General features: G+C 69.0%; 25 protein-coding genes and 1 tRNA gene. 9 read left to right on the top strand and 17 right to left on the bottom strand.

All coding sequences use genetic code 11. The annotated features are described in order from the left end of the window. Window positions 1-3: 3 nt before the first annotated feature. A complete protein-coding gene (ligD, locus tag TR48_RS11595; RefSeq protein ID WP_369405572.1) occupies window positions 4-888 on the top strand; it encodes a non-homologous end-joining DNA ligase in 885 nt (294 codons plus the stop codon). 138 nt (window positions 889-1,026) lie between these two features. Here the strand turns inward: ligD and TR48_RS11600 are convergent, their stop codons facing one another. Further along, window positions 1,027-1,635 carry an MTB12 C-terminal domain-containing protein gene (locus TR48_RS11600; RefSeq protein ID WP_042365971.1) on the bottom strand — a complete coding sequence of 203 codons (609 nt, stop codon included), beginning with the start codon at window positions 1,633-1,635 and terminating at the stop codon, window positions 1,027-1,029. A gap of 156 nt (window positions 1,636-1,791) precedes the next feature. After that, window positions 1,792-2,199 carry a hypothetical protein gene (locus tag TR48_RS11605; RefSeq protein WP_042365972.1) on the bottom strand — a complete coding sequence of 136 codons (408 nt, stop codon included), beginning with the start codon at window positions 2,197-2,199 and terminating at the stop codon, window positions 1,792-1,794. 493 nt (window positions 2,200-2,692) lie between these two features. Between TR48_RS11605 and TR48_RS11610 the strand changes: the two genes are divergently transcribed. The 3 genes from TR48_RS11610 (at window position 2,693) to TR48_RS41810 (ending at window position 4,113) form a co-directional block, all read left to right on the top strand. Beyond that, window positions 2,693-2,767: transfer RNA gene (locus TR48_RS11610), tRNA-Val, on the top strand. A 280-nt stretch (window positions 2,768-3,047) separates the two neighbouring features. Further along, window positions 3,048-3,452, top strand: coding sequence for a hypothetical protein (locus tag TR48_RS41805; RefSeq protein WP_152627924.1), 405 nt, complete (start codon window positions 3,048-3,050; stop codon window positions 3,450-3,452). Window positions 3,453-3,456: 4 nt separating this feature from the next. Beyond that, window positions 3,457-4,113: a hypothetical protein gene (locus TR48_RS41810; protein WP_152627925.1), complete on the top strand. Its 657-nt coding sequence runs from the start codon at window positions 3,457-3,459 to the stop codon at window positions 4,111-4,113. 134 nt (window positions 4,114-4,247) lie between these two features. On the opposite strand, the gene TR48_RS11615 is transcribed toward TR48_RS41810, so the two are convergent. The 15 genes from TR48_RS11615 to TR48_RS11685 all read right to left on the bottom strand — a co-directional run bounded on the left by TR48_RS11615 (window position 4,248) and on the right by TR48_RS11685 (window position 13,967). Next, window positions 4,248-5,393: a tyrosine-type recombinase/integrase gene (locus TR48_RS11615; protein ID WP_042365973.1), complete on the bottom strand. Its 1,146-nt coding sequence runs from the start codon at window positions 5,391-5,393 to the stop codon at window positions 4,248-4,250. Next, window positions 5,393-5,578: a helix-turn-helix domain-containing protein gene (locus tag TR48_RS11620; protein ID WP_042365974.1), complete on the bottom strand. Its 186-nt coding sequence runs from the start codon at window positions 5,576-5,578 to the stop codon at window positions 5,393-5,395. Before TR48_RS11620 ends, TR48_RS11615 begins: the two co-directional genes overlap by 1 nt. A gap of 122 nt (window positions 5,579-5,700) precedes the next feature. Next, complete coding sequence (locus TR48_RS46300; protein ID WP_052442589.1) at window positions 5,701-6,735, bottom strand: AAA family ATPase; 1,035 nt, start codon at window positions 6,733-6,735, stop codon at window positions 5,701-5,703. A 35-nt stretch (window positions 6,736-6,770) separates the two neighbouring features. Further along, the gene (locus tag TR48_RS11630) at window positions 6,771-7,646 is read right to left on the bottom strand and encodes a bifunctional DNA primase/polymerase (protein ID WP_042365975.1); all 876 of its coding nucleotides are present in this window, start codon (window positions 7,644-7,646) and stop codon (window positions 6,771-6,773) included. Between the two features lie 69 nt (window positions 7,647-7,715). After that, window positions 7,716-8,063: a hypothetical protein gene (locus TR48_RS11635; RefSeq protein WP_052442590.1), complete on the bottom strand. Its 348-nt coding sequence runs from the start codon at window positions 8,061-8,063 to the stop codon at window positions 7,716-7,718. 14 nt (window positions 8,064-8,077) lie between these two features. After that, the gene (locus tag TR48_RS11640) at window positions 8,078-8,521 is read right to left on the bottom strand and encodes a single-stranded DNA-binding protein (protein ID WP_042365976.1); all 444 of its coding nucleotides are present in this window, start codon (window positions 8,519-8,521) and stop codon (window positions 8,078-8,080) included. Window positions 8,522-8,639: 118 nt separating this feature from the next. Further along, the gene (locus tag TR48_RS11645) at window positions 8,640-9,050 is read right to left on the bottom strand and encodes a hypothetical protein (RefSeq protein ID WP_042365977.1); all 411 of its coding nucleotides are present in this window, start codon (window positions 9,048-9,050) and stop codon (window positions 8,640-8,642) included. 21 nt (window positions 9,051-9,071) lie between these two features. Next, entirely contained in the window at window positions 9,072-9,263 is a 192-nt protein-coding gene (locus TR48_RS11650) for a hypothetical protein (RefSeq protein ID WP_042365978.1), read from the bottom strand. A gap of 18 nt (window positions 9,264-9,281) precedes the next feature. After that, window positions 9,282-9,548 carry a hypothetical protein gene (locus tag TR48_RS11655; protein ID WP_236652107.1) on the bottom strand — a complete coding sequence of 89 codons (267 nt, stop codon included), beginning with the start codon at window positions 9,546-9,548 and terminating at the stop codon, window positions 9,282-9,284. 163 nt (window positions 9,549-9,711) lie between these two features. Next, window positions 9,712-11,892, bottom strand: a complete 2,181-nt coding sequence (locus TR48_RS11660; RefSeq protein ID WP_042365980.1) for a cell division protein FtsK — start codon at window positions 11,890-11,892, stop codon at window positions 9,712-9,714. Between the two features lie 94 nt (window positions 11,893-11,986). Next, window positions 11,987-12,250 carry a hypothetical protein gene (locus tag TR48_RS11665; RefSeq protein ID WP_042365981.1) on the bottom strand — a complete coding sequence of 88 codons (264 nt, stop codon included), beginning with the start codon at window positions 12,248-12,250 and terminating at the stop codon, window positions 11,987-11,989. Between the two features lie 43 nt (window positions 12,251-12,293). Then, the gene (locus TR48_RS11670) at window positions 12,294-12,626 is read right to left on the bottom strand and encodes a PTS sugar transporter subunit IIA (protein ID WP_042365982.1); all 333 of its coding nucleotides are present in this window, start codon (window positions 12,624-12,626) and stop codon (window positions 12,294-12,296) included. Between the two features lie 20 nt (window positions 12,627-12,646). After that, window positions 12,647-13,495 (bottom strand): DUF2637 domain-containing protein, encoded by an 849-nt coding sequence (locus TR48_RS11675; protein WP_042365983.1) that lies wholly within the window; start codon window positions 13,493-13,495, stop codon window positions 12,647-12,649. After that, window positions 13,492-13,695, bottom strand: a complete 204-nt coding sequence (locus TR48_RS11680; RefSeq protein ID WP_042365984.1) for a hypothetical protein — start codon at window positions 13,693-13,695, stop codon at window positions 13,492-13,494. The genes TR48_RS11675 and TR48_RS11680 overlap by 4 nt, the downstream gene beginning before the upstream one ends. Further along, window positions 13,692-13,967 (bottom strand): hypothetical protein, encoded by a 276-nt coding sequence (locus TR48_RS11685; RefSeq protein WP_042365985.1) that lies wholly within the window; start codon window positions 13,965-13,967, stop codon window positions 13,692-13,694. The genes TR48_RS11680 and TR48_RS11685 overlap by 4 nt, the downstream gene beginning before the upstream one ends. 172 nt (window positions 13,968-14,139) lie before the next feature. Between TR48_RS11685 and TR48_RS11690 the strand changes: the two genes are divergently transcribed. The 5 genes from TR48_RS11690 (at window position 14,140) to TR48_RS11710 (ending at window position 18,456) form a co-directional block, all read left to right on the top strand. After that, window positions 14,140-14,499 (top strand): GntR family transcriptional regulator, encoded by a 360-nt coding sequence (locus tag TR48_RS11690; protein WP_084729232.1) that lies wholly within the window; start codon window positions 14,140-14,142, stop codon window positions 14,497-14,499. Window positions 14,500-15,036: 537 nt separating this feature from the next. Continuing rightward, window positions 15,037-16,200 (top strand): hypothetical protein, encoded by a 1,164-nt coding sequence (locus TR48_RS11695; protein ID WP_201777111.1) that lies wholly within the window; start codon window positions 15,037-15,039, stop codon window positions 16,198-16,200. A gap of 3 nt (window positions 16,201-16,203) precedes the next feature. After that, window positions 16,204-16,557, top strand: coding sequence for a signal peptidase I (locus TR48_RS11700; protein WP_042365988.1), 354 nt, complete (start codon window positions 16,204-16,206; stop codon window positions 16,555-16,557). Between the two features lie 633 nt (window positions 16,558-17,190). Continuing rightward, entirely contained in the window at window positions 17,191-18,060 is an 870-nt protein-coding gene (locus TR48_RS40305; RefSeq protein WP_174501690.1) for an IS5 family transposase, read from the top strand. A gap of 75 nt (window positions 18,061-18,135) precedes the next feature. Next, window positions 18,136-18,456 carry a hypothetical protein gene (locus TR48_RS11710; RefSeq protein WP_084729236.1) on the top strand — a complete coding sequence of 107 codons (321 nt, stop codon included), beginning with the start codon at window positions 18,136-18,138 and terminating at the stop codon, window positions 18,454-18,456. The last annotated feature ends 10 nt before the right edge of the window (window positions 18,457-18,466 follow it).

The following is an 18,466-nucleotide window of genomic DNA, read 5'->3' on the forward strand; positions in this document are numbered from 1 at the left end:
AAGGTGCGCGTGCAGGTCGACGGTCGACCCCTCCTGCTGTCCCACTTGGACAAGGTGCTGTGGCCCGCCTGGACCAAGGCGGAGATGCTCGACTACTACGCCCGGGTCGCCGACGCGATGGTGCCCCACCTGCGCGATCGCCCCGCCTCCTTCCTGCGCGGGCCGGACGGCATGACCGGCCCGCTGTTCGTCGCCAAGAACCCGCCGCCGCAGACCCCGGAGTGGGTCAGGATCGAGGTGATCGAGGCGAAGGAGGGTCCGCGCCCGCACCTCGTCCTCGACGACGCCCCGAGCCTGATCGCCGCCGCCAACCTGTACTGCTTGGAGATCCACGTCCCGCAGTGGACCCTCGCCGCCGGCCGCGACGGCCATGACCGCCTCGTCGTCGACCTCGACCCCGGCGAGGGCACGACCGTCGTCGAGTGCTGCGCGGCAGCCGTCCTCGTCCGCGAGGCGCTCGCCGCGGACGGGCTGCCCTGCTGGCCCGTCACCTCCGGCAGCAAGGGCCTCCACCTCTACGCCCCGCTGCTCCCGAGCGCGGCGGACGCGGTCGTCGGCTACGCCCGCGCAGTGGCGGAACGCCTGGCCGCCGCACACCCGAGGCTGCTGGTGGCCCGCATGTCCAAGTCCCTGCGCACCGGCCGGGTCTTCCTGGACTGGTCGCAGAACTCGACGTCGAAGACGACCTCTGCCCCGTACACCCTCCGCGCGACCCGCACACCCGTCCCGGGCGTCTCCGCACCGCTCACCTGGTCGGAGGTCGAGTCCTGCACCTCCCCCGCCGACCTCGCCTTCTCCCCCACGGACGTCGCCGCCCGCGTCGCCGACCACGGCGACCTGGCCGCACAGCTCTGCGCCCCGGACGAGGCCCGCCCCCTCCCGGGCTGAGCGCTACGGCCTTCACCGGGCGCGCCGGCCTTCACACGTGGTCCAGCACCCTCACCAGCTCGTCGACCACCGCCGTTCCGGTCGGCCGTCGCGGCAGGCTGTCCGAGCCGCGGCCGCGTGCCGCACGGGTCCGCCGCGCTACGAACAACCGGGAACAGACTTGCCGTTGTTGCTCAGCGCCACCAGGGAGCACAGGGTGGTGTCCGAGACCTTCCAGGTGCCGTTCTCCAGCACGGCCGTGCCCTTCGCGTTGGGCAGGGCGGGGGTGCCGCTCTGGCACAGGTTGTAGGTGACGGTAGCCATCGTCGGGCTGGTGAACTCTACGGCGGTCACGGTAACGCTTGCCTTTGACGCCAGCGGGTTCCCGGCGAAGCCCTGAAGGACGGTCGTCAGGTGCTCGCCGTTCTGCAGCAGCGCGACCTTCTCGGTGCTGGGCGTCGAGGGGCTGAAGAACTTGGAGAAGTTCTCGGCGACGCTCGTGCCCGCCGCCGCCGGATCGCTCGGCCCGGAACCGCTGACGGCCGGCGCGCCCCCCGTCTCGCATCCTGTCGCCGCGGCCGAGGTACCGCCGGGGCTCGGGCTCTGGGTCGCGGTGACGGCAGGGCCGGCCCCGGTCGGGCTCGGGGTCGGACTCGAACCCGAACTCGGGCTCGAACTGCCGCAAGCGGCCGCGACAAGCATCAGACCCGCCACGGCCCCGGTGAGGAGCACGGGGTGCCGCCGCTCACTGGCATGGTTCGGGAGCATTCTCTCCACCACCTGATGGCTTCGTGCCGTTCGACGTACATCCCTATGGTCACCCCGTCCTCGGCCGCAGGCACGCCCGAAATAAAGATTTTCTAAGGACGCTCTGGCGACGCCCGAGCAAGGCCCAGGGAAGCCTGGGCACGTCCTAGGGGCGCCCTAGGGACGCCCGGTCAGGCTCACGATCTTCGAGTCCCAGCCCATGCCGTGCGGCACCAGCGCGGTCAGCACGACGTCGCTGTGACGCGTCCACGCGTCGACGCCCGTCTGCACGTCGTCCCCGCAGACCTTGGCGACCGAGTCTCCCCCGAGATACGTGCCGAGGTGCATGTTGACGGCCTTGAGCTCGGAGCACCCCTTCACCGACTCCACGTAACCGCGCAGCCGGTACCCGCCGTTCTCCCGGGTGACGACCAGGTCGGAGACCCCGTCCGCGGCGCCGTCCCCCGAGGTGGCGTGCAGGTACACGCTCTGCTGCGGCAGCATCTCCCGCTGCACTCCGGGCGCTGCCACGGCACCCCCGGCAAGGGTGAGGGCGGCGACGACGGCGTAGGCGAGATGACGCACGAGGGGACTCCTGGGCTGCTGGGCTGCTGGGGACCACGGCAGCAGTCCTAACGCCCCGGCCTGCGACAACGGCCACCAGCCGGACGGGTGATCCTGCTCCCCACACCATCGCGATCACCACACGACTGCGGCCAGAGCCTCAGGCTGGCCCGGAAGGGCAACAGGGGCGCGCAGCACTCTCAAGCCGCACGCCCCTGACCTGCTTCCCGTCCCCTGCCGGACCCGACCCCCGCCAAGGGCCCACGTCCGCCAAGACGGTGCATCCGGCCCCTCAGCTCCCCACAGAACCCCGGGCCGGCCCCCGCGACGATCAAGCTACCCAGCCCCCGAACCCCTCCCGCGCCACCCTGACACCCCCTTGTCGCCCACCCCGACAACCCTGACGCCTCCTTGACACCCATGTCCCCGCTCCACCCGCAGCAAGCCCCCGCCCGGACCAGGTACTCTTAGCCCTTGTCCCGCACCCCAGCCGGGACCCCGGGGCACGCCCCGAGGGCGCATAGCTCAGCGGTAGAGCGCTGCTCTTACAAAGCAGATGTCGGCGGTTCGAATCCGTCTGTGCCCACCAGCCCAAAGGCCCCGCAGCGATCATGCTGCGGGGCCTTTGACGGCAGTAAGTGACGGCAACGGGCAGGTCGTCCCCGTGATGACGGCAGAGAGAGTCATCGGGGCGCCCTCTGCTCGTGACGCGGTCTCGCGGCGGGGCAGGCCCTTGAGATCACTTCGAACACCCCCACGTACTCCCAGGTTCCTGGTACAAGCCGCAGCCCCATGCGGCAGCATCAAGGAGTCAAGGAGTCACGACTCCGTGCGCCGCACGCCGACGCCGTAGCTTTGGGGGCATCTACATGATGGACGAAGTAGCGCAGGCAGTTGCCACAGGAGCAGCCGGCAACGTCGTGGCCTACATGCTCAGCGGCCAAGTGGACGCACTCCAAGCAAAGATCACCCGGATTTTCCGCCACCAGAGCACAGAAGCTCAAGCGGAAACTGTCCATTCGCTCGAAGTCCACGCCGCAGCATTGTCAAATGAGACCGAATCCAGCGAACATGTAATTGAACACTGGGCGCGCCTTTTGCGGTCCGAGCTAAGCGCACATCCGGATGTACGGGAAGATGTGGAGGGCCTTGCCAAGGATTCCACGACAGGGTCAATTAGCATTGGATCACAACACAACCACGGCTCGGGCGCGTTCATTGGCGGCAACAACTACGGCGGCATAACATTCAATACCGGCAACGAGAGGCAGTAGGCTCGTGGACGAGACACCCGAAAGGGAAATCCGCGAGCAGCACAATCACGGCTCAGGCGCGTTCGTTGGAGGCAACAACTACGGCAGCATTCGCTATGAGGCAGTCGATCCGAGGACGAAAGCCCTCTTAGCAAAGATGACCATTACTGCCCCCAGTCTCGCAAACTTGCTGCGCAAAGCCCTGCGCGACGGAGTCATCTCACCAAATGCAGTCGGGGCGCTAGAGAGAGCAGCGAGAAACATCAATGAAGACGTCGCCGCTTCACTCATGTTTGCCGGGCGGAATATCAATGAGGACGTTGCCGAAACGCTCTGGAAGGCGGCAAACAAACTCAATCAGGACGTCGTCGGAAGCATCCATCCAGCCACAAAGGAATTCTCGCAGAATATCGTTGAACTGCGAGAGCTAATAGCCAGCTTCCAATCCTCGTCACAGTCGCTCACTGCTGAAATCGGAAGAGTTCCGCGCATTCAAGCACAGGGCGGATCTGACGCGCTGGACCATGTCGCCAGGTCGCTAAGCGACTCAGCTTCGCGCATTGAAGCCGTGGTCAGCCCACCCCCAGCAGTACTTATTACCGATTGGCGAAGGGTGGGCTGGGCCCTCTTCTGGGGGATTATGATCGGAATATTTATTGGCGTCAATGTATTCGGGAAGTGAGGGTCAATTCCCTTGCTGCCTGCCCCACTTGCCTTGGCAACCCGCGCTTCGTATCGGAATACCCTCCAACCCCAAACGCCCCGAAGCTGGGCCACGGGGCGTTCGACGCTGATGACAGTAAGCAGACGGCGATCTCAGCGAGCGGGACGGCTCCGCTTGAGCATGCGGTCCATGTGACTCATGGCCTCCCGGCGGATGCTGTCGGAGACGTGCGTGTAGGTGTTCATGGTCACGGCGATCTGCGAGTGCCCCAGGATCTCCATCACCACCCGGGGGGCAACGCCAGCCGCGAAGAGCAGGGTGGCACAACCGTGGCGCGTGTCGTGGAGCCGAATACGCGGCAGGGTGGCCTGAGTGGCGATCCTCTCGAACGACCGGCTGAGGTTCCGTGGCTCGATGGGTCGCCCCGTCCGAGTGGTAAAGACGTAGTCGGTCGTTTCCCACCCGCTACCCGCGTCCGCCCGCTGTTTGGCCTGCTGGAGGCGACGCCAGCGAAGCGGCGCGATACACATCAGCGGCAGGGGAATCACGCGCGTGCGCCGATTCTTCGTGCTGTCGGCGTACAGCTCCTTTTGCACCCGCTGGAGCTGGTTCCGAACCGTCAGCGTGCGGCGGTCCAGGTCGATGTCACCCCAGCGCAGTCCGAGGATCTCGCCGCGCCGAAGGCCAAGCGCGATGGCCAGCACGAAGGCGGTGTAGAGGGGGTCCGGGCGTGCCGCTTCCAGAAAGGTGACCGTCTCGTCCAGCGTCCACGTCTTCATTTCGCGCACCTCCACTCGCGGGGCGGGCACCAGGGTGGCGACGTTCCGGCTGATCAGCTCCTCCCGGCACGCAGCGGACAAGGCCGTCCGGAGCACTCGATGCGACTCCTTCGCCGTGGCCGCGGACGCCTGACGCGTCACCATGACCAGGAAGCGGCGTACGTCGGGGACGCTGAGCGATTCCAGGCGTTTGGTCCCCAGGGACGGGATGAGATAGCGCCGCACGTGGGTCTCGTACTTGGCGTACGTGGTCTTCTTGCGCTGCGGCCGGATGAACTCCTCCAGCCAGTACGGAAGCCACTCGGAGAGCTTGTGGGAGCGCGTCGGCGTGGGCACGCCGGCTCGGTCGCGCTTCACCAACTCCAGCCGCTTGTTGTCGCACTCTTCCCAGGTGTCGCCGTACACGGTCTTGCGCTTGCGGGTGCCGTCCGGCTGCGGGACGTAGACGCGAGCCTCGTAGCGGCCGTCCTTGCGGCGCCAGATGCTTCCGGCGCCGTTGGGGTTCTTCTTGCGGGGCATCAGTTGCTCTCCTCGATCTTGCGGCGCAGGTAGTCGGCGAGGCTGTCGGCGGGGATGCGGCGGGAGCGTCCCTCGGTGAAGCTGGCGAGCTTGCGGGCGCGGATCAGGTCGTAGACCTTGGTCCGTCCCAGCCGGAGTGCAGCCATGACCTCGGGCACGGTTAGGGCTTCGGGCGCGGTAGTCATCGCGATCTCTCCCCAGGTGAGAAGCGGTGGCGGAGCATGCTGTCCCAGGGCTGTCCCAGGTATCGGCGCAGTTCAGGACGGGTGCTGGGACAGCCGGACAGCTGGGACGGTTCGGGGATGGGTCAGGCTGTCCCAGGCGGGACGGTGTAGGCGCCGTGGATGGACTTCAGCTGTCCGTCGGTGGCCATTCGGGAGCAGGCGCGGCGGGTGTTCTCGCGGTCCAGGCCGGTTGCCGCGGAGATGTCCGCGGGCTTGCTGCCGGGGTGCTCGCGGACGTAGCGCAGGATCGTGGCGCGGGTGTCGCCGATGGTGTGGTCCCCGGCGGGGCCGTCGAGCAGGTGCCAGGCGCCGGTCTCGGGCTGGAAGGACATGGCGTGCTCGGCTTCGTCCACGTCGCGGCCGGTGATGTGGAGAACGCCGTCCGCCTTGCCGCGCGAGCGCTTCAGCACGATGGTCGTGTCCGCCGCGCCGGCGAGGCCGTTGGTGCCGGAGACCTCGGCGAGGAAGTCGTCGGATGCGGCCTTTCGGACGTGGTGGACCAGGACCAGGGCTACGCCGAAGTGGTCGGCGAGCCGCTTGGCGCGGCCCACGGCGGCGTAGTCGGCGTCGTAGGCGGACGCCCCGAGTGCCGCTTGGCCGCGGACCTTGGCGAACACGTCGATCACGACCATGCGGGCGTCGGGGTGCTCGGTGAGCCATCCGGCGATCGCGAGTTCCCCGCCTTGTGGAAGGGGCGGGCAGGCGGTCTCCAGGTGGAGCCCGGCGGGGGCGGGCTTGCCTGCGAGCAGCTTTCCCATGCGGTGCTGTAGGCGGCGCGGTGTGTCCTCAAGTGCGAGGTAGAGGACGGGTCCGGCGGTGACGGGGACGGAGCCGAGAGCGGTCCCGCCGCCGGCCACCTGCAAGCCGAGTCCGAGCGACAGCCACGACTTGCCGACCTTCGGCGGTCCGGCGAGCAATGAGACGCCTTCCGCGAGGATGCCGGGCACGGCCCATTTCGGCTCGGGGAAGGTCGCGGCCATCAGCGCGTCGGCGGTCCACAGGCTGTTGAAACCGGGCGCCTTGGGCTTGGCCTGCTCGCCGGTCTCGTCGGGCGCTTCGAGATCGGGCGGGAAGTCGTCGGGGTCAACGACGCGCAGGTGAGGCGGCGGGGTGGACACGGACCCTCCCTTGGGGTGTGCGGGTAGACGGAGAGTCAGGCGGCGAGCGTGCGGGGGCGCAACTTGCCCGCCCGCAGGCCGGAGCGGATGGTGCGCCCCGCCTCGCCCTCGCCCTGACCGACGCGCACTCCGGCGTCCATAAGCGGGTCAGTGACCTCCTGCTCGGTCAGCTCGCCTCCGGCGACCAGCTGCCCAAGCGCGACGGCGGAGAGATAGAGCGCGATGTTGTGCCGGTCCTCGGCCGAGTCCAGGACGCGCTTCACCTGGCCGTCGATGGCCGCGCGCAGGTACCTGCCGCGCCGGTCGGACGCAGTGAGCCGGGCCGTGACGGGTCCCTGCTCGGGGAGCGGCGCCGGGGTGAGCAGCTCGGCGAGCCAGGCCGGGAGCGGAGCGATCGGGGCTTTGCTGAGCACGGTGTAGTGCCCGCCGGGGGTGCTGCTACCAGGGCCGACGACGTACCCTCCGTGGGCACGAGTGTCGATCTTCCAGCCGAGCGTTCCGCCGGTGTTCCGCAGCTCCGGCCCGTTGGCGGGGTGCGCGTAGTACAAGTGCACCCCGGCGGACGGGGTGCGGACGGAGAAAGTCACCTCGCCGATGGGGTGCCGGTGCTGGTCGGCGAGCAGGCGGAACACATCGGCGCCGCAGAGGATGCCAGGAAGGTCCCAAGGCGCGGGTGGGGTGTCATCGGGGTGCTTGGGGGTGTCCAGGTCCACGGCGACCAGCCCGGAGGGGCCGCAGGCGATCCCGATGCCGTAGGGCTGACGGTTCCACCAGCGGGCCAGCCGCTCGGGGTCGGTGGTGGCCTGCTGCTCCCAGGCGGAGACGGCGGGGCGCTTGTCGCCGGGGATGAGCGGGAAGACGCGCCAGCCGCGGCGCGCGGCGGCGAGGGCGTAAGCGAGCAGGTCCGGCACAGCGGGTCCTCTCGGGGTGTGGCGGCCGGGCGGATGGAGACGGATCAGGTCCGCCCGGCCGGGTTCGGGCTAGAACAGGGAGTCGTCGGCGGCGAGGTCGGCGAGGGCCTTGCGGCGCTCGCGTTGGGCTCGGGTGCGGGCGTTGTCGTGGCAGGGCGGGCACCACGCGGCCAGGTCGCAGGCGCTCAACTTCGCTTGCTGGTGCGGGGGCCGGGCCAGGTCGGCGGGGTCTTTCGGCGCGGCGAGCAGACGGATGGGTCCGGCATGCTTGCTGATGAATCCGCCGTTCTCGTGCTCGCAACGCCCTTGGCCGGCAGCGTGCTTGTTGCCGCACGCCCCGGTGCACTGACATCGACCATCGGACAGGTGGATCACCAGATCCCACAACGGCAGCGGGACGACGGGGGTGGTAGTCATGTCGAGCCCTCGGCCTAGAACGGCGGCTCGGCGTCGGAACCGGCGCCCGCCCACGGGTCTCCGCCGGCCGCGCCCTGGCCGCTTCCGGGGCGCTGGATCTTGGTGACCTTGGCCGTGGCGAAGCGCAGGCTCGGGCCGATCTCGTCCACCTCGACAGCGAGCATGGAGCGGTTCTCGCCCTGCTCGTTCTGCCAGTTGTGCTGCCGCAGGCGGCCGGTGACGATGACGCGCATGCCGCGGGTCAGGGTCTCGGCGGCGTGGTCGGCGAGCTCACGCCAGGCGGTGCAGCGCAGGAACATGCCGGTGCCGTCACGCCACTGGTTCGTGGCCTTGTCGAAGGTGCGCGGGGTGCTGGCCACGGTGAACTTGGCCAGCGCGGCGCCGGCGGGGGTGAACTTCAGCTCGGGGTCGTCAGTCAGGTTGCCGACGATGGTGATCGGGGTCTCTCCGACGGACACGGTTCCTCCGGTTGCTGCGGGCGGCAGGGTTGCCGTGGTGCTCGGGGCACGGGTCTGTCCGGTCCCCCGCACCGCCCCGGCGGGAAGCCGGGGCAGCACGGCCGGTCGGGCAGGCCGTTCAGCGGCGGCTCATGCGCTGGTTGACGTGGACGTTCACCGAGCCGCGCCCGCCCCCGCCGCTGCGGGCGAGGAGGAAGACCAGGGCGAGGACACCGAGCAGCAGGCCAATGGCGGTTGTGGCGGCGGCGAGGGCGGTGAACAGGAAGCTGAGTCCGACGCCGGTCGCGCCGAGCCCGATGCCGCCGGCGAGCAGCCGGGCGACGATCGGGTCACGCAGCGGGCTGTAGCCGCCCTGCGCGGGCACGGTCGGCAGCGGGGCGGGCTGGTAGACCACGGTGGGCTGCGCGGGCTGCTGGTAGGGCAGCAGCGGGGCGGCCGGTGCCTGCGGGAAGGCGTACTGGGGGCGGCCGTCGGCGGCATAGACGACGGTGGGGATCAGGGCCGGGGTGTAGGGCTGCGGGGTGGTCATGGCTGGCCTCCTGACGGCTGGTCAGTGGATGGAGAGCAGGGCGTGGGTGACGGCGGTCAGGGCGTGGTTCACGTAGGGGGCCAGGCCCGTGGACGCGACGGTGAAGCCGGACAGCCACAGCACGGCGGCCGATCCGGCGCCGACGCGGCCGTAGCGGACGGTGGCGAACGCGGCGATACCGAGCAGCAGGGCGAGGGAGACGGTGAGCAGCACAGGTCTGGTCCCTTCCGGTCAGGCGCGGGGCGTGCGGCGGGCGGGGGTCTTGTCGGCGCGTATCGCCGCGTTGCGGCGGGTGCGGGCCAGGTTGAGCAGGTGGCGGCCGAAGCGGATGCGCAGGCCGGTGGTGTCGCAGTGGCGGCACGGCTTGCCCCGGGTGGCGCGCCCCTTGCGGTCGGTCTTGAGCTGGTGGCCGATGCCGTTGCAGCGCGGGCAGCGCTTGAACGGGCTGGCCATGCAGAGCGCGAGGTAACCGACGGTGAGCAGGAGCAGGAGCGGCATAGCGGCGGCGAGGATGCGCACTTCGGGCCTCCCGGGGCGGTTTTGGAGTGTGCCGGGGGAAGGGCGCTAGGTACTAGCGTCCTGATCAGGCGTGTTATGGGGTGCTAGCGGGGGTGCTAGGTCTAGCGGGTGCGGGTGCTAGACCTAGCACCGGTTCGGATCGCTACTTGCCGCGCTCCTTGTCGCGCTGCGTAACTGCGCTGGTGATGTCGGCGCGGACGATGCCGCGCCGGTTCGCGCCCTTGCCGCCCTCTGGGGTCAGCCACACCTGGCCGGTGTTGATCCCGTGCGGCTTGAGCGCGGCGGCGAGCTGGTCGGGCGCCCACCCGCCGTAGACGTCGGGCCGCAGCACGGCCAGGCGCGCGGTCACGGTCTCCGACCACGCCTTGGCCTCACTGTCGGGGACCACGGCGAGGACGTCGGCGAGCAAGTCGTAGGCGGGCGCAGTCTCGGCGACCGTGTCCACGCCGGCGGCGTACCCGGCCAGGGTTCCCGCCCGCAGCCGGGCGGCCCGGCCGCGGGCCGCGATGGCCCTGGCCTTGGGCACGTCGATCCCGACCGAGCGCACGATCCGGGCGTCAGCGCCCTCGCCGACGAAGTAGCAGATGCCCTTGTCAGCCCACGCGAACGTGGTTGCGCGGATGCCGTTCTTGTGTGCGGAGGTGCCCAGCACCATGTCATTGGCGGTGTGGTCCAGCACCTTCATGCACCAGCGGGCCACCGCGTTCGCGGAGATGCCGGTGGGCAGGGACTTGGCGTCCGGCCGCTGGGTGGCCAGCAGCAGCACGATGCCGGTCGCCGGTCCCCGCTTGACCAGGTCGGTGCAGATCTCCTCCAGCTCCGCACCGTGCTTGGGGTGCTCGAACCACTTCTGGCACTCGTCCACCCCGATCACGATCGGGTGCAGACCCAGCGTCGGGTTCGACGCGAGCGCGCTGGTCACCTTCGACTCGGGGCACAGGTCGTCCGGCAGGGCGCGGATCACCTTGGCCCGGCGCCGCAACTCCTGCTGCACCGCCCGCATGTCCGCTACCGCGTACTCGATGTCCTCCTCTTCCTCGCCGGCGCGGTGGCGCACCGAGACGGCGTCTCCGACGGCGTCCAGGTCGCCGGTCCCCTTCAGGTCGTAGGTGTGCAGCTCCGCGCGGGAGTCCAGGGCGGCGATGAGCAGCAGCAGGCGCAGCAGGAACGTCTTGCCCATGCGCGGGATCGCCCCGATCACCCCGGCGATGTACATCAGGGTGATGGAGACCCAGCGTCCGCGCTGGTCGGTGGCGAACGCGGCGGGCTTGAACAGGTCCACGGTGCCGGACGACATCAGCGGCCAGGTGGGCTGCTTGGCCTTGTTCATGTCCTGGTCGCCGACCCACAGCAGCATGTGGCCGGGGTGCTCGCCGGGCATCGGCTCGGGCCACACGCACCCGAGCGGGCGGCGCAGGCCGGACGCGAGCTTGTCGCGCTTGTCCATGACCTCGGTCACCGTGACGCCGTGCGGCAGCTCCACATCGGCGCGCCAGCCGGGGCCGTCTCGGGTGATCGGGGCGGTGAACACGATCCGCCCGCCCTTGCCGAGCGCGCGGCCGATCTCGGCGATTCCCAGCACCGCGAGGGCCTTTTCGACCACCTCGGACGTGAGGCGCTGCACCGTGGGGCGGGTGACCGCACGGGAGATCAGCGGCTTGTCGGCAGGTGCGCCCAGCACGCCGAACACGGCGACCAGCGCGCCGGCCACGGCCAGGTGGACCAGGCCCGGGGTCAGACCCCAGACGACCAGCGCGGCAACCAGGGTGAGCACGGCGGCCACACCGAGGGTCCAGCGGCGCCAGACCACCCGGCCGTCACGGCGGCGCAGCAGGTCCAGGTACAGGCGGGCGTCCTCGTCGTGCACCGCCGACAGCCGCAGCGGCTGCGCTTCGGCATCGGTCACCCACCTGCCCACCCAGCGCGCCGCGCGGGCCATACCGCGCGGCGAGCGCCCGGCGAGCACCGCCGCGTACAGCGGCACGCGCACCGTGTGGAAGCCGGTCGTGTGGGCGACGTGGCGGGCCAGCCACTTGGCGGCGGAGGTGAACTCCACCCGCGAGCGCAGCCACCCGGGGATGACGGGCCGCAGCTTCTCCGCCCTGACCTTGTCCAGCAGCGACGGGTCGGCCAAGGCCGGGCCGTCCACGTACACCGACGGGCCGTCCTCATCGGGGTTGGCGAGCACCGGCGCGACGGTGGCGGCGGGCGCGCCGGTGGCCTGCTCCGGTACGCCGGTCGGGGCGTCACCGCTGGTCAGGTCGGCCTCCAGGCGAGCGAACAACTCGCGCTCGCGGTCCTTGTCGAACGGGTCGTGATTCACTGAGAGTCCTTCTCTCTGGGAGTGATCCGGGATCGGGAAGGGGAGCCGGGGCGCGGCGTTTGCTGCCAGGCGGTGACGCGCCCCGGCGGCAGCGCTAAGCGGCGAGCGAGTCCGGGCCGGGGCCGGTCTCGGGGTCCAGGTGCGCGATGGCGTACTGCTCGGTGGTGGCGAGGAACTCGCCGGTGGCCTCGTGGAAGGCGCGGACGAACGGAAGCGCGTCGCCCGGGGTGTCGGTGACGGGCAGCATGATCCGCAGGACCACATCGCCGCAGGTCATGGCGAGCAGCGGGCCGAACTGGTCGCACTCGACGTCGACCGAGCCGACCTCGGACGGGTACAGGTTGAAAGTCGCGTACATGGGTGGTGCTCCCTTCGGTCTGAGCGGTGCAGATCGGTCGGGGTCAGGCCGCGGCGGGTTCGACGCCGTCACCGACCGGCAGGGGCAGGTAGCCGACCAGCTCCAGGCGCACACCCGCGAACTCGCCGGGCACCTCGACCGCGTAGAAGGTGTTGTGGGGCTTGCCGATGGAGTTCTGCGGGTCCAGGTCCAGCGCCGCGCGCCACTGCTCGAAGCCCGCCGGGTCGTTGTGGACGTTGATGGTCAGATCGGGCGAGTGGTACCGGCCCAGGTCGAACGAGGCGGCCGGCAGCTCCGGGAACTGCGTCATCAGGGCGAGCAGTGCGCGGGCGGCGTCGGCCTGGTCGCCGAGGGGGCGGAACGTCTCGGTGCTCATCTCGGGAACTCCTTCGCTGGTCAGTTCGCGGTAGCGGGGACGGCGTGCAGGTCGGGGCGGGCGGCGGCGCGCTCGCGCTGGAGCAGTTCGCGCAGCATCCGGCCGTTGGCGGCAGAGGTGCGCAGTGCCTTGCGGATGCCCTCGCCGGTCAACTGGCTTTCGGGCCAGTCGGCGGTCAACTGGCGGGCTTCCTCCAGCAGTTCGACCGGCGTGCGGGTCGGGCGCGGTGTGCGGGCGGCGGTCGGCACGGGGCCCGTGGCCGGTCGGGGCCGACGGACCGGCGTGCGGTCCGGTGCGGCCGGAGCAGGCTCGGGGGCGGTCGGGGCCTCCGTCGGCGGGACGGGAGGCACGGTTCGCGCCGGGACTGGGGTCGATTCGGGCAGGTCAGCTATGGACTGGTCTGCGGTGGAAGATCCTGGTTTGCCGGAGTCGGAGCGGTAGTGCAGCACCTTGGCCACAAGGTCGGAGCCGAAGAAGATGGAGCCGACCGGCAGCGAGGTGCCGAGCAGGACCAGCGCCCAGTTCGCCGGGCCCCAGTCGGCCAGTCGGATGCGCGCCCCGTCGGGGGCGGTCAGCCCGTGCACGTAGTTCAGGACCAGCGACGCCAGGGTGTAGGCGGCGAGCACCCGCAGCGCGAACCGGCGCGGCGAGCCCTTCCCGCCGTCGCCGATCTCGTCCGGCAGGACCAGGGTGGCGACCAGGGCCAGGGCCATGAGACCGTCGACCACCAGCGGGTAGACCACGGCGGCGGTGTGGTCCGCGCCGATCGTGTGGGCCACGTCCCGCAGCGCGTTCCAGGAGACGCGGAACGCGAGCAGGACCACGGCCAGCAGACCGGCGACCAGGAAGCCCTTACCGGTGCGGCTCATCGCCCCGCACCCCCGAACCGTGCCTTCAGCACAATCAGGACCAGCAGGTAAGTCGCGGCGGAGGCGACGAAGCCCCACATCCCCAGGTGCCAGCACTTGTACAGGACCACGCCGGCCGCGATCCGGGCCGCCCACTTGGCGCCCTCGCGATCCGAACCACCGTGGCGACCGGTCTCGACGTAGATGACCTGGCGCTTCACGCGGCCACCTCCGCACGGATCGCAGAGCGCGGGATCACGACACGGCGCAGGTTCAGGGGGGAAGTGCCCAGCAGCTCGGCCGCATACGCGGCGGCGATCGGGTCCTCCCGCTCCAGCTCGGCCAGCAGCTCGGCGGCGGCGTCCAGTCGTGCCGCCCTGGCCAATGCCGACTCGCCGGGGAGACCGGCGAACAGCTCCACGTCGAATCCGAGCGCCAGCGAGGCGAACTCGGTTGCGGTCAGGGCTTCCCGACCGGCGACGAAGGTTTTCACGGGTGGTGCTCCTCTCGAAGACATGGGGGAGCCGTCAGCAGGGCTTTGCACATCTAGCGATGTGCTCTAGAGCGCCCTGATGTGCATCACTCTGACAGCGGCCTGATGGCCCGTCAAGCCCCTTGGCTGATGTGCCCTAGTGCGGCGTTGATGACCTTGGTACCGTGGCTGAGTGCCAATCAGGAGAGACGACCCCAGCCCGCTCCACCTTCAAATTGCTGCGGACCTGCGAAATCGAATCCGAGCGGGTGAATTCCAGCAAGGGAAATTCCCCACGCTGAAAGACCTGATGCGCGACTACAAGACCTCGCTGGCGACGGCACAGAGTGCCATCAAGGTGCTTCAGCAGGAAAACTTGATTGTTTCCGTCGGCGGCAAGGGCTCGTTTGTTCGTTCACCCGATGAGGTTTCCACTACCTCAACGCCAGAGGACGGTGGGCTTGCGCAGCAGGTTGAGTCCCTGCGAGCGGAGCTCGAAGAGGTGAAAAGGCGCCTTAGTCGCCTCGAAGGCGCCCAGGATGGGAACTCCTGAAGTTCGGCTGTTTGGTGGTCCGCTTGTTCATGAGACAAGTCAACCGCTTACCGCGCCAAACCAACATGAAGCGCCGGTGCAGCCACAGTGCAGCCACAGTGCAGTCCGTTGACAGCGAGGGGGATCGTGGACGTTGTCGAGACGTGGACCGGCCACCTGGCGAGCGCCTTGAAGAGGGCTCTCCGGGAGACGAACGAGGGGTTCGCAGGCCGTATCGGGACATCGGTCAGAACCGTGGCGGCATGGAGCGCCGGCCCCGAGCTGGTACCGACCGCAGAGATCCAGCGGGCACTCGACACACTCCTGTTTCAGGCAGCGGTCGACGTGCAAACCAGGTTCGCCCTGCTCGCGGCCGGACCTGCCCAGGATGCTCCCCCGCCAGTCGAACCACGGCCAGCGACCCCCGGACAGCGCCGGTTAGCCGAAGATCCCCACATAGCCGCGGCCGTGTCCTGGCTTGATACGAGCTTCGCGTGGTCACCTGCAACCGCCAGGGGACGGGTGGCACAAGAGCTCACCTCCCTCGATCCCCGAGACGTGGAGCTGCGCGCCCAGCGCCAAGCGGAGGTCACGCGGGAACGAGCAGCACTAGCCGCTCAGCGCTATTACCAGGCTGGCTTCGGCCAATGGCGCCCGTACGAGGTAGCGGTATCCGGGCAAAAGCTCACCACTAGTATCGTGACCCAAGATCCCTGGGTTGACCTGGCGCAGCCAATCGGCAACGGACAGGATCGATTTGAATATCGCCCGAGTCTGCACCGTGAGTCGAATCTGAGTAGCAGTGCGGCCCAAGCCGCCGTTCGCAGCCTGGCCGAATCCCTCGAAAAGGGAAGCCAGATCGTTAACGCCGAGATCTACAGCCTGACCTCCGTGAATGTCGAGCCTGGACGCATATCAGGCAGTGTGGACGTCATCGACTTCGTCCGTTACGCGCTCACGCTGAATCTCTTGGAGGGCGAGTTGCTTGCGGCGGTCGCCGCTGGCTCGCCAGAGCGACCAGGGGCCATGCCGCTCCGTGACGAGTTTCTGCCCGATATTGCTGCTGTAGCGGACTTCGGTGGGCGCGTCTGCGCAGGTGGCGCGCTGGCCCTCACGGCGATTGCTCGCCCGCGAGGGCGCACCAACGACCCTGACTACCTGCTCCTGGTGCAGGAGCGCTCCGGCAGCGTGCTCAACGCCAACCGGCGCTTGGCCGTCATCCCCAAGGCATTCCACGGGCCGATGTCCGACTACAGCGAGGATGCCCGCTTCTCAGCGACGCTCGAACGCGAGATGGAGGAAGAACTGTTCGGGCGCACTGACGTGGACTCCACAGTTGGTGCGCAGCTCCACGCCGACCCGATGCACCCCAGCTTGCTCTCTGACCCGATGCGCTGGCTCGTGGAACGCCAAGAGACCGACGGGTGGCGCATGGAGTCGACAGCCGTCGGGATCAACCTGGTGAGCGGCAACTATGAGTTCGCCAGCCTGATCGTTATCGAGGACGAAGAGTGGTGGGTGAAGTACGGCGGACACGTGCGAGCCAATTGGGAGTCCAGCGGGCTGCATCGCTACTCAAGCTTGGACCTTGACCGACTCAACGCACTTACTCTGGACCAGCGTTGGAGCAACGAAGGAATCTTCGCGTTCACCCAGGGGTGCCGGCGCCTCGCCGAAATCGGCGGGACTCGCGTTCGGATGCCCTCGATCGAGTGGGAGTAGGACATGGCTGACACCTGGTACAAGGGCAACGCGAACGACGACGCCGACCAGCACCGCGGCTGGCTGCTCGGTCACTTCATCGACCCAGCAAACGGCGTCGCGCGGCAGACTGATGCGCTCGAAGTGAAGTGGGGCATCCACCCCGCCGGGCAGCAGCGCCCCGAGTGGGTCGGCGACGACCAGCGCACCGCGCTGCTGCTCCTCGTGAGCGGACGCTTCCGACTGGACCTCAGCGTGGGCAGCGTCACGCTGGAGAAGCAAGGCGACTACGTGGTGTGGGGTCCAGGGATCGACCACTCCTGGCAGGCGGAAGAGGACTCCGTCGTTGTCACGGTGCGCTGGCCCTCGATCCCGTAGGACGGCGGATGGGACACTCCCGGAGCCTGAGGGGTGTCCCACCTGTCACAGTGTCCCAGCAGGCGGATGACCTGCGAGAACACCAGGGACACCCCTGGGACACCAGTCCTTGACCGTCGGGGAGGGGCTGAAACATGCAGGGATCTCGCCCTCATGTTTCAGCCCCTCCCCCGACGGTGTCTGACGGCAGAATCTGACGGCAACACTGGCGGACACTGGGGGCCATCGGCGAGCACGTGCGGGGACGCGGACGCTTCCAGCGGCGCCGTTCTAAAGCTCAATCGAACACACGAACGAGCTTACAAAGCAGATGTCGGCGGTTCGAATCCGTCTGTGCCCACCAGCCAAAAGGCCCCGCAGCGATCAAGCCGCGGGAACTCGACCCGCTGTCGGTGATCAAGTCCTTGGCCGACGCACTGGATGGGACTCTCGGAGATCTGCTGGCCGAACCGAGTCTGCTCGACTGGACCGCCGACAGCGGGCGGAGCACCGTCCCTGCGCTGCGGACAGCGCTCATGAACTACCGGCAGTTGACTCCGCTGCTGGGGCTCCCTACAGACGGTGAGCCGACCCCTCTAGGCAGTGTTTTGGAACTGGTGATCTCGGCGCCCCGTAGCGGTGATGATCTTCGTTGTGGGGTGTGGGGATCTTTCCGATGAGCAATGGGGCGTCCTGGAACCGTTGTTGCCGGTGGCTGGGGTGGGGCGGCCTGCGGTCTGTCAGCGGAGGCTGATCGACGGTGTCCGGTGGCGGGTGCGGACCGGGGCGCCGTGGCGTGATCTGCCGGCGAAGTACGGGCCGTGGCAGACCGTGTACGGCCTCTTTCGACGCTGGCAGCGCGCGGGCGTGTGGGCTTTGGTGTTCACCGCTTTGCAGGCTCGGGCCGATGCGGCCGGACTGATCGCCTGGGAAGTGAACGTCGACTCGACCGTCTGCCGGGCCCACCAGCATGCCGCCGGTGCACGCGGGGCGGGACATGAGCAGAAGGAACCGCCCGGCGGGGTCCGGTCGGAACCTGCCGACCACGGGCTGGGTCGCTCACGGGGAGGTTGGACCACGAAGATCCACCTGGCCTGCGAACAGAGGCAGCGGCCGCTGTCAGTGCTGATCACGGCCGGGCAGCGAGGGGACTGCCCGCAGTTCATCGCAGTCCTGGAGTCCATCCGCGTCCCCCGAACTGGGCGGGGCCGACCGCGCACCAGGCCCGACCGAGTGCGCGGGGACAAGGCCTATTCGTCGCGGGCGAATCGCGCCTACCTGCGCAGACGCGGCATTCGCGCGACCATCGCCGAACCCTCGGACCAGGCCGGGAACCGGAAGCGCCGAGGCCGTGACGGTGGACGGCCCCCGGCCTTCGACCGGGAGGACTACAAGGGCAGGCACGCGGTCGAGTGCGGGATCAACCGTCTCAAGCAGCATCGGGCGGTGGCCACGCGCTTCGACAAGCTCGCCGTCCGCTTCGAGGCCACGGTCCACATCGCCGCGATCAACATCTGGCTGTGAGCGGCGCCTTCGCCCGGCATGCCATGCTGGCCACGGCCACACGCCCGGCAGGGACGAAGGAGAGGCAGGCGTCCGATGACGGCCCGCTACTACTGCGCGGACAGCGAGAACGGCGACCACATCGACGACCCGTCCGAGGACGCGCTGTTCATGCTCATCGACGACCTAAACGACTCCGACAACACGTTCGTCGTGGTCCAGCCCGACGATGACGACCCGAGCTGGTTCGCGTCCGTGGCCGTCCTTGACGAAGGCGGCTACGAGGTCGTCCGCCGTGACCCCACCCGCGCCGAACACGAGGTCACAACCGACACGAACATCGGCCAGATCGCCAGAGACCTCACGATCTGGATGGCCGGCCGGAACAACCCCGACCGGCGCACCACCACCTTCTAAAACACTGCCT

The organism is Streptacidiphilus neutrinimicus (assembly GCF_000787815.1).
Lineage (GTDB): Bacteria > Actinomycetota > Actinomycetes > Streptomycetales > Streptomycetaceae > Streptacidiphilus > Streptacidiphilus neutrinimicus.